Source organism: Peterkaempfera bronchialis (genome assembly GCF_003258605.2).
Classification (GTDB): domain Bacteria; phylum Actinomycetota; class Actinomycetes; order Streptomycetales; family Streptomycetaceae; genus Peterkaempfera; species Peterkaempfera bronchialis.
In genome coordinates this window covers 934,989-951,363 of the sequence record NZ_CP031264.1, presented here as the reverse complement: position 1 = coordinate 951,363, position 16,375 = coordinate 934,989, and the positions used below count along the sequence as shown (strand labels likewise).

Here is a 16,375-nt window from a genome sequence, read left to right as displayed (position 1 = left end):
CTCCGTACGGCCCAGGGCCGGCATCCCGGCGTACCCGGGACGCCGGCCCTCCGCCGTGTGACGACTTGGGCACGGGATCACCCCTCTGGGAGCCGCTGTCGGTCCCTCGGCCTAGAGTGAGTGCACAGGTCGGGAGAGGCAGCGGAGGATGTGCTCTCCCAGGGGTCAGGGCGTGTCCGCTGTGTGCACGCCGTCAAGATCGGTGTAGAACGGGGGAGTGACGCCAGTGGCGGCTTCGGCCCATTCCGAGGGGGCACGCGGTCCGGTGCCGCGACGTGCCGGGAGCCCACCGGGCGGTCGCCGGTGAGCGCGGACGCACGCCCTTCCAGCCCAGGTGCGCCCCCCGAGGGCGCTGTGCTGGGCAAGGCGGCGCGGGAGAACTTCCCCGTCGCCCCCTTCTTCCTGCCCGCAGCCTGGCGCGACGACCTGATGGCGGTCTACGGGTTCGCCCGGCTGGTGGACGACGCGGGCGACGGCGACCTGGACCACCCCGACCAGGTCGCCAAGGTGCTCGGCGTCGACCAGCCCCTCCCGCAGACCCGCCGGCGGGACGGCTCCGACCTGCCCACCGAGGAGGAGACCGCCTTCCGGCTGGCCCTGCTCGACGGGCTGGAGCGCGACCTCGACCGGGTCTTCGCCATCGTGCTCGGCACCTGCGGCGTCGAGCAGCCCCGCCATCCGCTGATGCGCGCCCTGGTGCCGCTGGTGGAAAATCACGGGCTCACCGCCGACCCCTTCCGTAACCTGATCCAGGCGAACCGGGTGGACCAGCAGACCACCCGCTACGCCACCTACGAGGACCTGCTGGGCTACTGCGAGCTGTCGGCCAACCCGGTCGGCCGCCTGGTCCTGGCCATCGCGGGCGTCTCCACACCCGAACGGGTGGAGCGCTCGGATGCGATCTGTAGCGCACTCCAGGTCGTCGAGCACCTCCAGGACGTTGCGGAGGACCGCGCGAGGGGGAGGATCTATCTGCCTGCGGAGGATCTGGACCGGTTCGGTGTGACCGAAGCGGACCTCGCCGCCCCTGCCGCAGGCGGGCGGGTGCGCGACCTGATCGCCTTTCAGGTGCAGCGGGCGGGGACCCTGCTCGATCATGGCGCACCACTGGTGGGTACGGTGCGAGGAAGGCTCAGGCTGCTGCTGGCCGGCTTCACCGCCGGCGGGCGCGCCGCCCTGGGGGCGATCACCGCCGTCGGGTACGACGTACTGCCCGGGCCGCCCAAGCCCGCCAAGAGCCGCCTCCTGCGGGAAGCGGCGGCTACATATGTGAAGGGAAGGTGAGCCCCGGGGTGGCGGCATCACCACTGGCGTCCGCGCAGGTCATGGCGGCCTACCGGTACTGCGAAGCGGTCACCGGCATGCAGGCGCGCAACTTCGGCTACGGGATCCGGCTGCTTCCGGAGCCCAAGCGGCTCGCCATGTCCGCGCTCTACGCCCTCGCCCGCCGGGTCGACGACATCGGCGACGGCGACCTTCCGCCGGAGCGCAAGACGGAGCTGCTCGGCCGCACCCGGGCGCTGCTGGACGAGGTGCGGGCCGGCGAGGTGCAGGAGGACGACACCGACCCCGTCAAGGTCGCCCTGGCCGATGCCGCCGTGCGCTTCCCCGTGCCGGTGGACGCCTTCGACGAGCTGATCGACGGCGTGGAGATGGACCTGCGGGGCGTCGAGTACGCGACCTTCGACGAACTGCGCGCCTACTGCCGCTGCGTGGCCGGCTCCATCGGGCGCCTCTCACTCGGCGTCTTCGGCTGCACCGACCCCAAGCTGGGCGCCGAGTACGCCGACACCCTCGGCCTGGCCCTCCAGCTCACCAACATCCTGCGCGACCTGCGGGAGGACGCCGGCACCGGCCGCACCTACCTGCCCGCCGAGGACCTGGCGCGGTTCGGCTGCGAGGCCGGCTTCGGCGCCGCGCAGCCGGTCGCCGGTGCCGACTTCACCGGGCTGATCGCCTTCCAGGCGGCCCGCGCCCAGCAGTACTTCGAGGAGGGGCTGCTGCTGCTGCCGATGCTCGACCGCCGCAGTCGCGCATGCGCCGCCGCCATGGCGGGCATCTACCACCGGCTGCTGCGGCGCATCGCCGCAGAGCCCGAGTCGGTACTGCGCGGCAGGGTGTCGCTGCCCGGCTGGGAGAAGGCCTATGTGGCGCTGTCCGGACTGGCCGGAGGACGCTCTTGACCGCAACACCGCCACCCGCAGACACCGCGCGACCACGCGGGCGGGCGGACGCGTCCAGTGCAGCAGCCGTGCGGCCGCCGGAAGGCAGCGCCCGCACCCGGGGGGAGAGGCGATGAGCAGCGCCACGCAGCAGGACCGGGCCACCGCGGTCGTCATCGGCGGCGGGCTGGCCGGTATCACCGCCGCCCTGCGGCTGGCCGAGGCCGGACTCGCCGTGACGCTGGTGGAGGGCCGCCCGCGCCTCGGCGGCCTGGCCTTCTCCTTCCAGCGGGGCGACCTCACCGTCGACAACGGCCAGCATGTCTTCCTGCGCTGCTGCACGGCCTACCGCGGGCTGATCGACCGGCTCGGCGCCGGCGGGATGGTCTCCGTGCAGCGGCGGCTCGATGTGCCCGTCCTGGACGTCTCCGGCGCCGACCCGGGCCGGATGGAGGGCCTTCGGCTCGGCCGGCTGCGCCGCACCGCGCTGCCCGTGCCGCTGCACCTGGCGGGCAGCCTGGCGCGCTATCCGCACCTGGGCACCGCCGAGCGGCTCCAGGTGGTCCGGGCGACCCTGGCGCTGTACGGCCTGGACCCGGCCGACCCGGCACTGGACGAGCGCTCCTTCGGCGACTGGCTGCGGCAGCAGGGCCAGTCGCGCCGCACCGTCGAGGCGCTCTGGGACCTGGTGGGCGTCGCCACCCTGAACGCCACCGCCGACCAGGTGTCGCTGGCCCTGGCCGCCATGGTCTTCAAGACCGGGCTGCTCTCCGCGCCCGGCGCCTCCGACATCGGCTGGGCCGACGTCCCCCTGGGCGTCATCCACCATGACGCGGCACTGGACGCGCTGCACCGCAGCGGCGTCCGGGTCCTGCTGCGGGCCAGGGCGGCGGCCCTGAAGTCATCCGCCGGCGGCCCGGAGGCGGACGCTCCGGGCGCGGGGAACGTGTCGTCCCAAGGTTCGAATACGCACCGCCCGACCGCACAGGGCCACGACCGGCACGCCGTCCGGGTGGAGGGCGAGCGGCTGCCCGCCGGGGGTGAGCTGCTGCACGCGGACGCCGTGGTGCTGGCCGTACCGCAGGACGCCGCCGCCCAGCTGCTCCCCCCGGACAGCCTCGACGGCCAGGACCGGTTGCGCCGACTCGGCACGGCGCCCATCCTCAACGTGCATGCCATCTACGACCGCCGGGTGCTGCGCAGGCCGTTCTTTGCCGGTATCGGCACACCCGTCCAGTGGGTGTTCGACCGGACCCGGCACTCCGGGCTCGCCGAGCGGGACCCGCACGCCCAGTACCTCGCGGTCTCCCAGTCCGCCGCCCAGGACGAGATCGACCTGCCGGTGGCCGAGCTGCGCCGCCGCTATCTGCCGGAGCTGGAGCGGCTGCTGCCGGCCGCGCGCGGCGCCCGGCTGCGGGACTTCTTCGTCACCCGTGAGCGCACCGCGACCTTCGACCCCGCGCCGGGCAGTGCCCGGCTGCGGCCCGGTGCCCGCACCCGGGTCCCGGGGCTGCTGCTGGCCGGTGCGTGGACCGCGACCGGGTGGCCCGCGACCATGGAGGGCGCCGTCCGCAGCGGGCACACCGCCGCCGACGAGGCGCTGGCCACGCTGGGCGCCCGGTCCGCCGACCTGGCGGCGGCCTATGCCGCGGGGAGGTGGCCGCGGTGAACCGACCGGCCGCACCCCAGGCCGCACCCAAGGCCGCACCCCAGGCCGTACCCAAGGCCGTACCCGAGGCCGCATCCGAGGTCGGACCCCCCGCCGGACCGTACGTCGGACGGCACGTCGGACCGCATGGCGAATCGCCGACCGGACCCTGGACCGGCACCGACCCGGTTCCGCACACGCCCGACCGGCGGAGTTGCCCCGCCGGCACGGCGCCGCCCGGGGCGGCGCCACCGCTTGCAGCGCACCACAGACCCGAGGGAGAGGGAATGCGCGTGGATACACGCCTCGACACGCAGTCCACGGAGGCGACGGTGTCGGTGCCGGCCCTCCTGGAGCGCGGCCGCACCCTGTGCACCCCGCGGCTGCGCGAGGCCGTCGGCCGACTGGCCGCCCCCATGGACACCGTCGCCGCGTACCACTTCGGCTGGATCGACCGCGACGGCAGGCCCGCCGCCGGTGACGGCGGCAAGGCGGTGCGGCCCGCGCTGGCGCTGCTCTCCGCCCAGGCCGTCGGCGCCGATCCCGGTATCGGCGCACCCGGCGGGGCCGCCGTCGAGCTGGTGCACAACTTCTCGCTGCTCCACGACGACCTGATGGACGGTGACGAGACCCGCCGCCACCGCGCCACCGCCTGGACCGTCTTCGGGCCCGCGCAGGCGATCCTGGTCGGCGACGCGCTCTTCGCGCTGGCCACCGAGGTGCTGCTGGAGGCCCCCGAGGCGTCCGCTGCCGCCGGCGGACCCGCCATCCAGGCCGCCGACGCCGCCCGGGCGGTACGCCGGATCACCAGCGCCACCCGGAAGCTGATCGACGGCCAGGCGCAGGACCTCTCCTTCGAGCACCGCGACCGGGTCACCGTCGAGGAGTGCCTGGAGATGGAGGGCAACAAGACCGGTGCCCTGCTCGCCTGCGCCTCCTCCATCGGGGCCGTCCTCGCGGGCGCCGACGACCGCACCGCCGACGCCCTGGAGCGCTACGGCCACGACCTCGGTCTGGCCTTCCAGGCGGTGGACGACCTGCTCGGCATCTGGGGCGCCACCGAAGTCACCGGCAAACCGCACTGGGGCGACCTGCGCCAGCGCAAGAAGTCGCTGCCGGTCTCCGCCGCCCTCGCGGAGGGCGGCCGGGCCTCGCGGCGCCTCGCCGAACTGCTGGCCGACCCGGAGGGCCGCGGCCACGAGGACGAGGAGCAGCTCGCCGCCCGCGCCGCCCTCATCGAGGAGGCCGGCGGCCGGGCCTGGACCCAGGACGAGGCCCGCCGCCGCCACAAGACCGCCCTCGCCGCTCTGGACGAGGTGCCCATGCCCGACGTGGTGCGCGAGCACTTTGTCGCACTCGCCGAATTCGTCGTCGTACGGGAGAGGTGAACCCAAGGTGACAACAACCGCGGACGGTCGGCTCGACCCCGAGTACGATCCCGAGCCGGTCGCGGTGAAGAGTCCTTTGCAGGATGTGCACGATGCCGGGGAGAGGCCCGGTGAGGATCTCGACGCCCCCCCGGGGGCGGGTCCCGCTCCCGGCGGTCCGGCGGCGCAGACCCGGGCCGTGGCCGCCGCCGCGCTGGAGCGCGCCACCGCCCACCTGCTGTCGCTCCAGAGCGACCAGGGCTGGTGGAAAGGGAACCTCGAAACCAATGTGACCATGGACGCCGAGGATCTGCTGCTGCGGCAGTTCCTCGGCATCCGGACCGAGGAGCAGACCCGGGCCACCGCCGCGTGGATCCGCTCCCAGCAGCGCGACGACGGGACGTGGGCCACCTTCCACGGCGGCCCGTCGGAGCTCTCCACCACCGTGGAGGCCTATGTCGCCCTCAAACTCGCCGGTGACGATCCCGAGGCGCCGCATATGGCCAGCGCCTCGGCCTGGATCCGGGACCACGGAGGGATCGCGGCCAGCCGGGTCTTCACCCGCATCTGGCTGGCGCTCTTCGGCTGGTGGCCCTGGGAGCGGCTGCCGGACCTTCCCCCGGAGCTGATGTTCCTGCCCAAATGGGCGCCGCTGAACATCTACTCGTTCGGCTGCTGGGCCAGGCAGACCATCGTACCGCTCACCGTGGTCTCGGCTCACCGCCCGGTCCGCCCCACGCCGTTCCCCCTTGACGAGCTGCACACCGACCCGGCCGACCCGTTCCCCACCCAGCGGTTCGCCTCGCCGACCAGCTGGGACGGGGTGTTCCAGCGGCTGGACCGGGTGCTGCACGCCTACCACCGGCGGGCGGTGCGGCCGGTCCGACGGCTGGCGCTGGGGCAGGCCACCCGCTGGATCGTCGAGCGGCAGGAGACCGACGGCTGCTGGGGCGGTATCCAGCCGCCCGCCGTCTACTCGCTGATCGCCCTGCACCTGGAGGGCTATGACCTCGACCATCCGGTGATGCGGGCCGGTCTCGCCGCCTTCGACCGGTTCACCGTGCACACCGAGGACGGGAAGCGCTGGCTGGAAGCCTGCCAGTCCCCGGTGTGGGACACCTGCCTGGCCACCATCGCGCTGGTGGACGCCGGTCTGCCGGCCGACCACCCGGCACTGGTCAGCGCCGCCGACTGGATGCTCGGCGAGGAGATCCACCGGCGCGGCGACTGGGCCGTGCAGCGGCCCGAACTGGAGCCGGGCGGCTGGGCGTTCGAGTTCGACAACGACACCTACCCGGACATCGACGACACCGCCGAGGTGGTGCTGGCGCTGCGCCGGGTGGACCACCCGGACCCGGACCGGCTGCGCGGCGCGGTCGACCGGGGCGTCGCCTGGAACCTCGGCATGCAGTCCAAGAACGGCGCCTGGGGCGCCTTCGACGTCGACAACACCAGCACCCTGCCCAACAAGCTCCCGTTCTGCGACTTCGGCGAGGTGGTCGACCCGCCGTCCGCCGATGTCACCGCCCATGTGGTGGAGATGCTGGCGGACGTCGGCAAGGCCCGCGACCCGCGCACCCGGCGCGGTGTGGAGTGGCTGCTGCGCGAGCAGGAGACGGACGGCTCGTGGTTCGGCCGCTGGGGCACCAACTACCTCTACGGCACCGGTTCGGTGGTCCCGGCGCTGGTCGCCGCAGGCATCCCCACCGCACATCCGGCCATCCGGCGCGCGGTGCGCTGGCTGGAGGAGCACCAGAACGCCGACGGCGGCTGGGGCGAGGACATGCGCTCCTACGACGACCCGGAGAACTGGTCCGGGCGGGGCGACTCCACCGCCTCGCAGACCGCCTGGGCGCTGATGGCGCTGCTGTCGGCCGGGGAGAGCGGCGAGGTCGTGGACCGGGGCGTCGCCTGGCTGGCCGCCACCCAGCTGCCCGAGGGCACCTGGGACGAGCCGCAGTTCACCGGCACCGGGTTCCCCTGGGACTTCTCCATCAACTACAACCTCTACCGGCTGGTCTTCCCGGTCACCGCGCTCGGCCGCTATCTGCACGGCGTCCCCCGCCCGGACGCCGTCGGCCATGCCGCGCGGGCGCTGCCCGGCCCGGCACCCGTCCCGGCGGCGGACCGCAGCGGCGGCCCCGTGGCGGGGACGAGCACCGCGGGGACGAACACCGCGGGCACGGGCACCGCAGGGACGGGCACGGCGGGCACAGGCACGGCGGCAGCGGGTGGCACGGCCGGGACGAGGGCCGAGCGATGAGACGGTCCTACCGCTTCGACGGCCCCGCCGGGGAACCGTTCGAACCGACCGCCGCCGGCGGCGGCCCGCTGCTGGTGGTCTGCGCCCTGGGCGTGGAGCGGTGGGCGCTGCGCGGCGGCGACTGGACGGCCCCGGGCATGCCCGCCCGGGGCGCCGGACGGGCGCTGCTGACGGCCACCGGCATGGGGCCGGTCCGCGCCCGACGCTCCGTCACCGCCCTGCTGAGCGGCGGCGGCAGCGGTTATGGCGCGCTGCTGGCCACCGGGTTCTGCGCAGCGGCCGGTCCGGGAATACGCCCGGGCGACGCCGTCGTTGCCGCTGAGGTGCGCGACGAAGGGCAGACCTCGATCGGGGTTCCTTCGTGCGGGCTGCTCGCGGACGCGCTGCGCGCCCGAGGTCTGACCGTCCATCTCGGCAGGATCCACTCGGCCGACCGCGTGGTGCGCGGCGCGGCGGCCCGCCGCCGGCTGCACGACGGCGGCGCCCTGGGGATCGACATGGAGACCGCCGCGGTGCTGGACGCCGCCCGCCGGGCAGCCCCGGGGCTGCCCGGCGCCGCCGTCCGCATCGTCGTCGACACGCCGGAGCAGGAACTGCTGCGGCCCGGCACCGTCCCGAGCGGAGTGCGCGCCTGGCGTGCGCTCCGCTCCGCCGTGCCCGCCTTCACCGCCTGGCATCACGCCCTGGCCCCCCAGAGCGGTGCCACCGACCCGACCGACCCGAGTCACCCCACCGAAACCCCTATCCGGACGCTCCCTCAGGAGGCGAGCTAGTCATGGCCATGCCGTTGCGCCAGACCGCGCGGATCAGCACGTACCTCCTCCAGCAGAAACTCCTGAAGCGCCGGGACAAGTTCCCGCTCATCGTGGAACTCGAGCCGCTGTTCGCCTGCAACCTCAAGTGCGAGGGGTGCGGCAAGATCCAGCACCCCGCCGGTGTCCTCAAGCAGCGGATGCCGGTTGCCCAGGCGGTCGGCGCGGTGCTGGAGTCCGGCGCCCCCATGGTCTCCATCGCCGGCGGCGAGCCGCTGATGCACCCCCAGATCGACGAGATCGTCCGTCAGCTGGTGGAGCGGCGGAAGTACGTCTTCCTCTGCACCAATGCGCTGCTGCTGCGCAAGAAGCTGGACAAGTTCACCCCCTCGCCGTACTTCGCCTTCACCGTCCACATCGACGGCCTGCGGGAGCGGCACGACGCCTCGGTGGCCAAGGAGGGGACCTTCGACGAGGCGGTGGCCGCCATCAAGGAGGCCAAGGCCCGGGGCTTCCGGGTCACCACCAACAGCACCTTCTTCAACACGGACACCGCGCAGACGGTGGTCGAGGTGCTGGACTACCTCAACGACGACCTCCAGGTCGACGAGATGATGCTCTCGCCCGGCTACGCCTATGAGAAGGCGCCCGACCAGGAGCACTTCCTGGGGGTGCAGCAGACCCGCGAGCTCTTCAAGAAGGCGTTCTCCGGGGGGAACCGGCGGCGCTGGCGGCTCAACCACAGCCCGCTCTTCCTGGACTTCCTGGAGGGCAAGGTCGACTTCGAGTGCACGGCCTGGGGCATCCCCAACTACTCGCTCTTCGGATGGCAGCGCCCCTGCTATCTGATGTCCGACGGGTATGTGCCCACCTACCGCGAGCTGGTGGAGAAGACCGACTGGTCGAAGTACGGCCGGGGCCGGGACCCGCGCTGCGAGAACTGCATGGCGCACTGCGGCTATGAGCCCACCGCGGTCCTCGCCACCATGGGATCGCTCAAGGCGTCGATCCGCGCGGCCCGGGAGACGGTCGCCGCCAACCGGAGCCACTGAGCGCCCGCTGCGCGGCGCGGGGCCCCACAGCCCCGCGCCGCGCACCCACCCGCTGACCCTGACCCATCCCTTCACCCCTTCCCACGAATCGCACCTGCCACAGTGAGGGTGAAACCATGACCGCGATCTCGCTCGGTATTCCGTCCATGCCGCTCAAGCCGCTCGCCGTGCGCCGCAAGTCGCGGCAGATCATGGTGGGGGGTGTGCCGGTGGGTGGTGATGCGCCGGTGTCGGTGCAGTCGATGACGACGACGGTGACGGCTGATGTCAATGCGACGTTGCAGCAGATTGCGCAGCTGACGGCGTCGGGGTGCCAGATCGTGCGGGTGGCGGTGCCGTCGCAGGATGATGCGGAGGCGTTGCCGGCGATTGCGCGGAAGTCGCAGATCCCGGTGATCGCGGACATCCACTTCCAGCCGAAGTATGTCTTTGCGGCGATTGACGCGGGGTGTGCGGCGGTGCGGGTGAATCCGGGGAACATCAAGCAGTTCGACGACAAGGTGCGGGAGATCGCGGGGGCGGCGTCGGCGGCGGGGGTGCCGATCCGGATCGGGGTGAACGCGGGGTCGTTGGACCGGCGGTTGATGGAGAAGTACGGGCGGGCGACTCCGGAGGCGTTGGTGGAGTCGGCGTTGTGGGAGTGCTCGCTGTTCGAGGAGCACGGGTTCCGGGATATCAAGATCTCGGTGAAGCACAACGATCCGGTGGTGATGGTGAATGCGTATCGTCAGTTGGCGGCGGCGTGTGACTATCCGCTGCATCTGGGGGTGACGGAGGCGGGTCCGGCGTTCCAGGGGACGATCAAGTCGGCGGTGGCGTTCGGGGCGCTGCTGGCGGAGGGGATCGGGGACACGATCCGGGTGTCGCTGTCGGCGCCTCCGGTGGAGGAGGTCAAGGTGGGGAACCAGATCCTGGAGTCGCTGGGGCTGCGGCAGCGGGGTCTGGAGATTGTGTCGTGTCCGTCGTGCGGGCGGGCGCAGGTGGATGTGTACAAGCTCGCGGAAGAGGTGACCGCGGGCTTGGAGGGGATGAATGTGCCGCTGCGGGTGGCGGTGATGGGGTGCGTGGTGAACGGGCCTGGGGAGGCGCGTGAGGCGGACCTCGGGGTGGCGTCGGGGAACGGCAAGGGGCAGATCTTCGTCAAGGGCGAGGTGATCAAGACCGTGCCGGAGTCGAGGATCGTGGAGACGCTGATCGAGGAGGCGCTCAAGCTCGCCGAGCAGATGGAGGCCGACGGCGTCGAGTCCGGCGAGCCCACCGTCACCGCCGGCTGACTCCCCGTACAGCGCCGTACGTCACAGCAGCGAACCGAAGGTGAGGGAAATCGTGACCCTGCTGGAAAGCATCTCGGAGCCCGCCGACCTCAAGCGCCTCGCACCCGCGCAGCTGCCCCTGCTCGCCGACGAGATCCGGGAGTTCCTCATCCGGGCCGTCTCCCGGGCCGGCGGCCACCTCGGGCCCAACCTCGGGGTGGTGGAGCTCACCGTCGCGCTGCACCGGGTCTTCGACTCGCCGCGTGACCGCATCCTCTTCGACACCGGCCACCAGTCCTATGTCCACAAGCTGCTGACCGGGCGTCAGGACTTCTCCGGGCTGCGGGTCAAGGGCGGGCTGTCCGGCTACCCCTCGCGGGCCGAGTCCGAGCACGATGTGATCGAGAACTCGCACGCCTCCACCGTGCTCGGCTACGCCGACGGCCTCGCCAAGGCCAACCAGCTGCTCGGCCACCGCGACCGCAGCGTGGTCGCCGTGATCGGCGACGGCGCGCTGACCGGCGGCATGGCCTGGGAGGCGCTCAACAACATCGCCGAGGCCCAGGACCGCCCGCTGGTCATCGTGGTCAACGACAATGAGCGCTCCTACGCCAAGACCATCGGCGGCCTGGCCAACCATCTGGCCACGCTGCGCACCACCCAGGGGTACGAGCGCTTCCTCAGCTGGGGCCGGGAGGCGCTGCAACGCACCCCCGTGGTCGGCCGGCCGATGCTGGGTGCCCTGCACGGGGCGAAGAAGGGCTTCAAGGACTCCTTCGCCCCGCAGGGCATGTTCGAGGACCTGGGGCTGAAGTACCTCGGCCCGATCGACGGCCATGACACGGCGGCCGTCGAGTCGGCGCTGGAGCGGGCCCGGGGCTTCGGCGGCCCCGTCATCGTGCACTGCCTCACCGAGAAGGGCCACGGCTACCGCCCCGCCGAGGAGGACGACGCCGACCACTTCCACTCGGTCGGCGCCATGGACCCCTTCACCTGCCTGCCGCTGTCGCCCGCCACCGGGACCTCCTGGACCTCCGTCTTCGGCCGGGAGATGGTCGCCGTGGGCCGCGACCGGCCCGATGTGGTCGCCATCACCGCCGCCATGCTCCAGCCCGTCGGCCTGGCCGGGTTCGCCGAGGCGTACCCCGACCGCATCTTCGACGTGGGCATCGCCGAGCAGCATGCCGCGGTCTCCGCCGCCGGTCTGGCCACCGGCGGGCTGCACCCGGTGGTCGCGGTCTACGCCACCTTCCTCAACCGGGCGTTCGACCAGGTCCTGATGGATGTGGCGCTGCACCGGCTGGGCGTCACCTTCGTGCTGGACCGGGCCGGTGTCACCGGCACCGACGGCGCCAGCCACAACGGCATGTGGGACATGTCCGTCCTCCAGGTCGTCCCCGGGCTGCGGCTCGCCGCCCCGCGCGACGCCGACCAGCTGCGCGCCCAGCTCCGTGAAGCGCTGGACGTCGATGACGCGCCCACCGTGGTCCGCTTCCCCAAGGCCGATGTCGGCCCGGCCATCAGTGCCGTCGAGCGGATCGGCGGCGTCGATGTGCTGCGGCGCACCACGCCTCCCGGAGGCAGCCCCGCCGACCCGCCGGATGTGCTGCTGGTGGCCGTCGGCACCATGGCCCAGCCCTGTCTGGACGCCGCCGCGCTGCTCACCGCCGACGGGCTGAGCGCCACCGTGGCCGACCCCCGCTGGGTCAAGCCGGTCGACCCCGCGCTGGTACGGCTCGCCGCCGGGCACCGGCTGGTGGTGACGGTCGAGGACAACGGCCGCACCGGGGGCGTGGGCGCCGCCGTCGCCCAGGCGCTGCGGGACGCGGAGGTCCGCACCCCGGTCCGCGAACTCGGCATCCCGCAGCAGTTCCTGGCCCATGCCGCCCGGGGCGAGATCCTCAATGAGATCGGGCTGACCGGCCCCGGCATCGCCGCCCAGACCGCCGCCTTCGCCCGTACCGCAGGTCTCACCCGGGTGGCCGCCCGACGCCGCCCCAACGGGACGGAGACCGCTCCGGGCGCCGCCGCCGCCCGGGTGCCCGTCCTGCGCCCGCGCACCGCCGAAGCCGCACGCACCCGAGGAGGGGACCCGCACCGTGGCCTCTGAGACCGTCGCCGCCGCCCGAGCCGAGGAGCCGGGCATGTCGCGCCCACCGGAGCCCCGGTCGGGTACCGGCTTCGACCTGGCGGCGCTGCTCGCCCGGCGCGGCGCCGAGCGCTATGAGCTCCAGGAGCGCTACCTCAACCCGCAGCTGCCTCGGATGCTGCACACCATCGGCTTCGACAAGTTCTACGAGCGGGCCGAGGGGCCGTACTTCTACGACGCCGACGGCAACCAGTACCTCGACATGCTCGCCGGGTTCGGCATCTTCGCACTGGGCCGCCACCACCCGGTGGTGCGCCGCGCCGTGCAGCAGGTGATGGACCTCGACCTGCCCGACCTCACCCGCTTCGACTGCTCCCCGCTGCCCGGCCTGCTCGCCGAGAAGCTGCTGGCCCACACCCCGCACCTGGACCGGGTCTTCTTCGGCAACAGCGGCACCGAGGCGGTCGAGACCGCGCTGAAGTTCGCCCGGTACGCCACCGGCCGCAGCCGTGTCCTCTACTGCGACCACGCCTTCCACGGCCTCACCACCGGCTCGCTCTCGGTCAACGGCGAGACCGGCTTCCGCAAGGGCTTCGACCCGCTGCTGCCGGACACCGCAGTGCCGCTGGGCGACCTCGCCGCGCTGGAGCGCGAGCTGCGCCGGGGCGATGTGGCCGCGCTGATCGTGGAGCCGATCCAGGGCAAGGGCGTGCACGCCGCCCCGCCCGGCTGGCTGAAGGCCGCCCAGGACCTGCTGCACCGCCACAAGGCGCTGCTGATCTGCGACGAGGTGCAGACCGGCATCGGCCGCACCGGCGACTTCTTCGCCTACCAGCACGAGGAGGGCGTGGAGCCCGACCTGGTCTGCGCGGCCAAGGCGCTCTCCGGCGGGTATGTCCCGGTCGGGGCGACCCTGGGCAAGGACTGGATCTTCCGGGCGGTCTACTCCTCGATGGACCGGGTGCTGGTCCACTCCGCCAGCTTCGGGTCCAATGCGCAGGCGATGGCGGCCGGATTGGCCACCCTCCAGGTGATGGAGGACGAGCAGGTGGTCGCCCACACCCGGCGGATCGGCGACCTCTTCCGTGGGCGGCTGGCGGCCCTGGTGGACCGGTATGAGCTGCTGGCGGACGTACGTGGCCGGGGCCTGATGATCGGCATCGAGTTCGGCAGGCCGAGGTCGCTGAAGCTGCGCACCGGCTGGGCCGCGCTCCAGGCGGCTCGCAAGGGCCTCTTCGCGCAGATGGTGGTGGTGCCGCTGATGCAGCGGCACCGCATCCTCACCCAGGTCTCCGGGGACCATCTGGAGGTGATCAAGCTGATCCCGCCGCTGACCATCACCGAGCGGGACGTCGACCGCTTTGTGGACGCCTTCACCGAGGTCATGGACGACGCCCACCGGGGCAGCGGCCTGATGTGGGACTTCGGCCGGACGCTGGTGAAGCAGGCGGTCGCCAACCGGTGAGCGCCGCCGGGGAAACGGGCCGCCCACCGGGTCCCCTCCGTCTCGGAGGGGGCACGGTGGGCGGCCCGGCTCGCGGCCCGGTCAGATCTCCAGGTTCTCCTCCACCTTGCGGATGATGTGCCGGGCCATCGCCAGGTTCGCCCGGTGCCGGTCCAGTGCGAGGTAGAAGAAGATCCCCTTGCTGCTGCGGTGCGTCAGCGGCCGGATCAGGTGGTACTGGCCGGTCAGCGTGATCAGGATGTCCTCGATGGTCTCGTTGTGGAGGTTGAGCATCTCCATGGTGCGCATCTTGGCGCGCACGACGTCGGTGTTGCCGGCGGCGGCTACATTGAGGTCGAGCTCCTTGGAGTTGCCCAGGGTGCCGAGGGCCATGCCGCTGCTGTAGTCGACCAGTGCGACACCGATGGCGCCCTCGATGGTCATCGCTTCCTTGAGTGCCGCTTCCATGTTGCTCATCGCGCTGAGAGTCCTCCGGTTGGGGCGCCGGCTCGGCCGGACAAGGCCGACCCGGGCGGGTCGGCAGAGCAGTGGCGACCCTAGGGACCATGTCACCGGGCACACGCCGATTGACAGCTTTTGTGCGACTGTCGATCGACTCTGCCCGAGGAGGACCGTCATCTGAGCGGAAAGCTTCGGGGGTGCGGCAGGTAGGGCCCGGTATGGGTGAAGAGCTTCACCGGCCCGGCCAGATCACCCGTACGGGGGAGCCTCGGTCATCCGCTGCCGCTCCCGGCGCCGACGGCGCCAGACCGACTGGGCCACATCCAGCGCGGCGCCCACCGAGAGCACAAAGCAGGCGACGGCCAACCACACCAGGGTGCTCCGGGCGGAGGACCCGCCGGCGGCCAGCGACGCCGCGAAGGCCAGGATCGCCGCCCCCACCAGCAGCACCGGCGCGAAGACGCTCGCCAGGAAGATCCGGATGTCCGACAGGCTGCGCCCGCCCGGCCCGGTGAGACCGGTGCGGTCGCGGCGCCGACCGGTGATGTCGTATGTGAGGTGCGGATCGGGCAGATGGGTGTCGGTCGGCCGCAGATGGCTGCGGCGGCCCGGAGGGCCCTGGCCTTCGAGCGGCATGCCGTGCGGAGAGGTGCGCGGGGCGTCGGAGCCGCCCGCCGCGCCGCGGTCGCGATTGGGGATGAACTGCCGCATGGTCTCGTCGCCTCCAGCGTCGTGGTCCATGGCCGGGGCGACTGGGGCCGCGCAGCGCGGAACACCGGGCCACCCGGAGGTACGCCTACCCGCTCCCGGGTTTCGGACACGGACCGGAACCGACCGTTCCGCCGGAGCGGCCCGACACACCCGGTCGGGTGAAGGCGGCGGCGCAGGCAGAACCGCCCCGCGCGGCATCGGGCCCCGCCGTGTCACCGTGGCCGGAGAGGGTCCCTCGGAGCCGCGCGCCACCCGCGCACCCGCACCGGCCCTCGGACACCCACCCTCTCCCTCGGCTCCCTCGGCGCAGCCGGCCCGCCGCCGTTCCCCAGGAGGTCCGTTACATGATCCGTGCCATCGCCGTCGTCGTCCCCGCCCGGGACGAGGAGCGGCTGCTCGGCGGCTGCCTCGCCTCGGTACGCCGCGCCGCGCGCCACCCGCAGGTCGGCGGTCTCCCGGTGCGCCTGGTGGTGGTCGCCGACAGCTGCCGCGACCGCACCGCCGCGATCGGCCGCCACGCCGGCGCCGAGGTCGCCACCATCCGGGCCTGCAATGTCGGCGCGGCCCGCGCCCGGGGCACCGACCGGGCGCTGGCCGCCGTGCTGTCCCCCGCAGGCGCCCCCGCCCCGGCCGAACTCTGGCTGGCCCACACCGACGCCGACACCCGGGTGCCCTATGGATGGCTGGCCCGTCAGCTCGCCTATGCCGAGCAGGGCTGGGACGCGGTACTCGGCACCGTCCAGGTGCTCGACTGGTCGGAGCACCCCCCGGGCACGGCGGAGAAGTTCCAGCGGCAGTACGCCACCCCGGTCCGCCCCTCGGTGGAGACCACCCCCAAGCCCACCCTGCGCACCGCCCCCAGAGCGGAGCACCCGCATGTGCACGGAGCCAACCTGGGGGTGCGCGCCGACGCCTACCGCTCGGCGGGCGGCTTCGCCGCGCTCGCCGTAGGGGAGGACCACGCCCTGGTCGCCGCCCTGGAAGCGCTCGGCCGCCCCGTGCGCCGCGCCGCCGACCTGCCCGTGATCACCTCCGCGCGCCGCAGCGTACGGGCCCGTGGCGGATTCGGCGACACCATCTCGGCGCTCTCGCTGCGCGGCATGGACGGCAGAGCCTGACCGGCCCGGCCCGGGACCGCCCGCCACCCGCCGGAAGGGTCGGACACCGCCTGG

13 protein-coding genes are annotated in these 16,375 nt (G+C 73.0%); 11 read left to right on the top strand and 2 right to left on the bottom strand.

Going from position 1 to position 16,375, the window contains the following annotated elements; genetic code table 11:
* The first annotated feature begins 303 nt into the window (after nucleotides 1-303).
* The 10 genes from hpnC (at nucleotide 304) to C7M71_RS04115 (ending at nucleotide 14,051) form a co-directional block, all read left to right on the top strand.
* A complete protein-coding gene (gene hpnC, locus C7M71_RS04160; protein WP_229758529.1) occupies nucleotides 304-1,284 on the top strand; it encodes a squalene synthase HpnC in 981 nt (326 codons plus the stop codon).
* 41 nt (nucleotides 1,285-1,325) lie between these two features.
* The gene (gene hpnD / locus C7M71_RS04155) at nucleotides 1,326-2,183 is read left to right on the top strand and encodes a presqualene diphosphate synthase HpnD (RefSeq protein WP_111492266.1); all 858 of its coding nucleotides are present in this window, start codon (nucleotides 1,326-1,328) and stop codon (nucleotides 2,181-2,183) included.
* A gap of 112 nt (nucleotides 2,184-2,295) precedes the next feature.
* Nucleotides 2,296-3,831 carry a hydroxysqualene dehydroxylase HpnE gene (gene hpnE, locus C7M71_RS04150; protein ID WP_111492261.1) on the top strand — a complete coding sequence of 512 codons (1,536 nt, stop codon included), beginning with the start codon at nucleotides 2,296-2,298 and terminating at the stop codon, nucleotides 3,829-3,831.
* Nucleotides 3,832-4,097: 266 nt separating this feature from the next.
* Entirely contained in the window at nucleotides 4,098-5,198 is a 1,101-nt protein-coding gene (locus C7M71_RS04145) for a polyprenyl synthetase family protein (protein WP_111492262.1), read from the top strand.
* Nucleotides 5,199-5,376: 178 nt separating this feature from the next.
* Nucleotides 5,377-7,440 (top strand): squalene--hopene cyclase, encoded by a 2,064-nt coding sequence (gene shc / locus C7M71_RS04140; protein ID WP_229759044.1) that lies wholly within the window; start codon nucleotides 5,377-5,379, stop codon nucleotides 7,438-7,440.
* Nucleotides 7,437-8,213: a phosphorylase family protein gene (locus tag C7M71_RS04135; RefSeq protein ID WP_111495509.1), complete on the top strand. Its 777-nt coding sequence runs from the start codon at nucleotides 7,437-7,439 to the stop codon at nucleotides 8,211-8,213. The genes shc and C7M71_RS04135 overlap by 4 nt, the downstream gene beginning before the upstream one ends.
* Before the next feature lie 2 nt (nucleotides 8,214-8,215).
* A complete protein-coding gene (hpnH, locus tag C7M71_RS04130; protein WP_111495511.1) occupies nucleotides 8,216-9,244 on the top strand; it encodes an adenosyl-hopene transferase HpnH in 1,029 nt (342 codons plus the stop codon).
* Nucleotides 9,245-9,360: 116 nt separating this feature from the next.
* Nucleotides 9,361-10,518: a flavodoxin-dependent (E)-4-hydroxy-3-methylbut-2-enyl-diphosphate synthase gene (gene ispG / locus C7M71_RS04125; protein ID WP_114914179.1), complete on the top strand. Its 1,158-nt coding sequence runs from the start codon at nucleotides 9,361-9,363 to the stop codon at nucleotides 10,516-10,518.
* 52 nt (nucleotides 10,519-10,570) lie between these two features.
* A complete protein-coding gene (gene dxs, locus C7M71_RS04120) occupies nucleotides 10,571-12,607 on the top strand; it encodes a 1-deoxy-D-xylulose-5-phosphate synthase (RefSeq protein ID WP_111494308.1) in 2,037 nt (678 codons plus the stop codon).
* Nucleotides 12,608-12,641: 34 nt separating this feature from the next.
* Nucleotides 12,642-14,051 (top strand): aspartate aminotransferase family protein, encoded by a 1,410-nt coding sequence (locus C7M71_RS04115; protein ID WP_111494310.1) that lies wholly within the window; start codon nucleotides 12,642-12,644, stop codon nucleotides 14,049-14,051.
* An 81-nt stretch (nucleotides 14,052-14,132) separates the two neighbouring features.
* Here the strand turns inward: C7M71_RS04115 and C7M71_RS04110 are convergent, their stop codons facing one another.
* Both C7M71_RS04110 and C7M71_RS04105 read right to left on the bottom strand, forming a co-directional pair.
* Nucleotides 14,133-14,507 (bottom strand): hypothetical protein, encoded by a 375-nt coding sequence (locus tag C7M71_RS04110; protein WP_111494306.1) that lies wholly within the window; start codon nucleotides 14,505-14,507, stop codon nucleotides 14,133-14,135.
* Between the two features lie 234 nt (nucleotides 14,508-14,741).
* The gene (locus tag C7M71_RS04105; RefSeq protein ID WP_111494304.1) at nucleotides 14,742-15,233 is read right to left on the bottom strand and encodes a hypothetical protein; all 492 of its coding nucleotides are present in this window, start codon (nucleotides 15,231-15,233) and stop codon (nucleotides 14,742-14,744) included.
* A 314-nt stretch (nucleotides 15,234-15,547) separates the two neighbouring features.
* On the opposite strand from C7M71_RS04105, the gene C7M71_RS04100 reads away from it, so the two are divergent.
* Nucleotides 15,548-16,321, top strand: a complete 774-nt coding sequence (locus C7M71_RS04100) for a glycosyltransferase (protein ID WP_111494302.1) — start codon at nucleotides 15,548-15,550, stop codon at nucleotides 16,319-16,321.
* The last annotated feature ends 54 nt before the right edge of the window (nucleotides 16,322-16,375 follow it).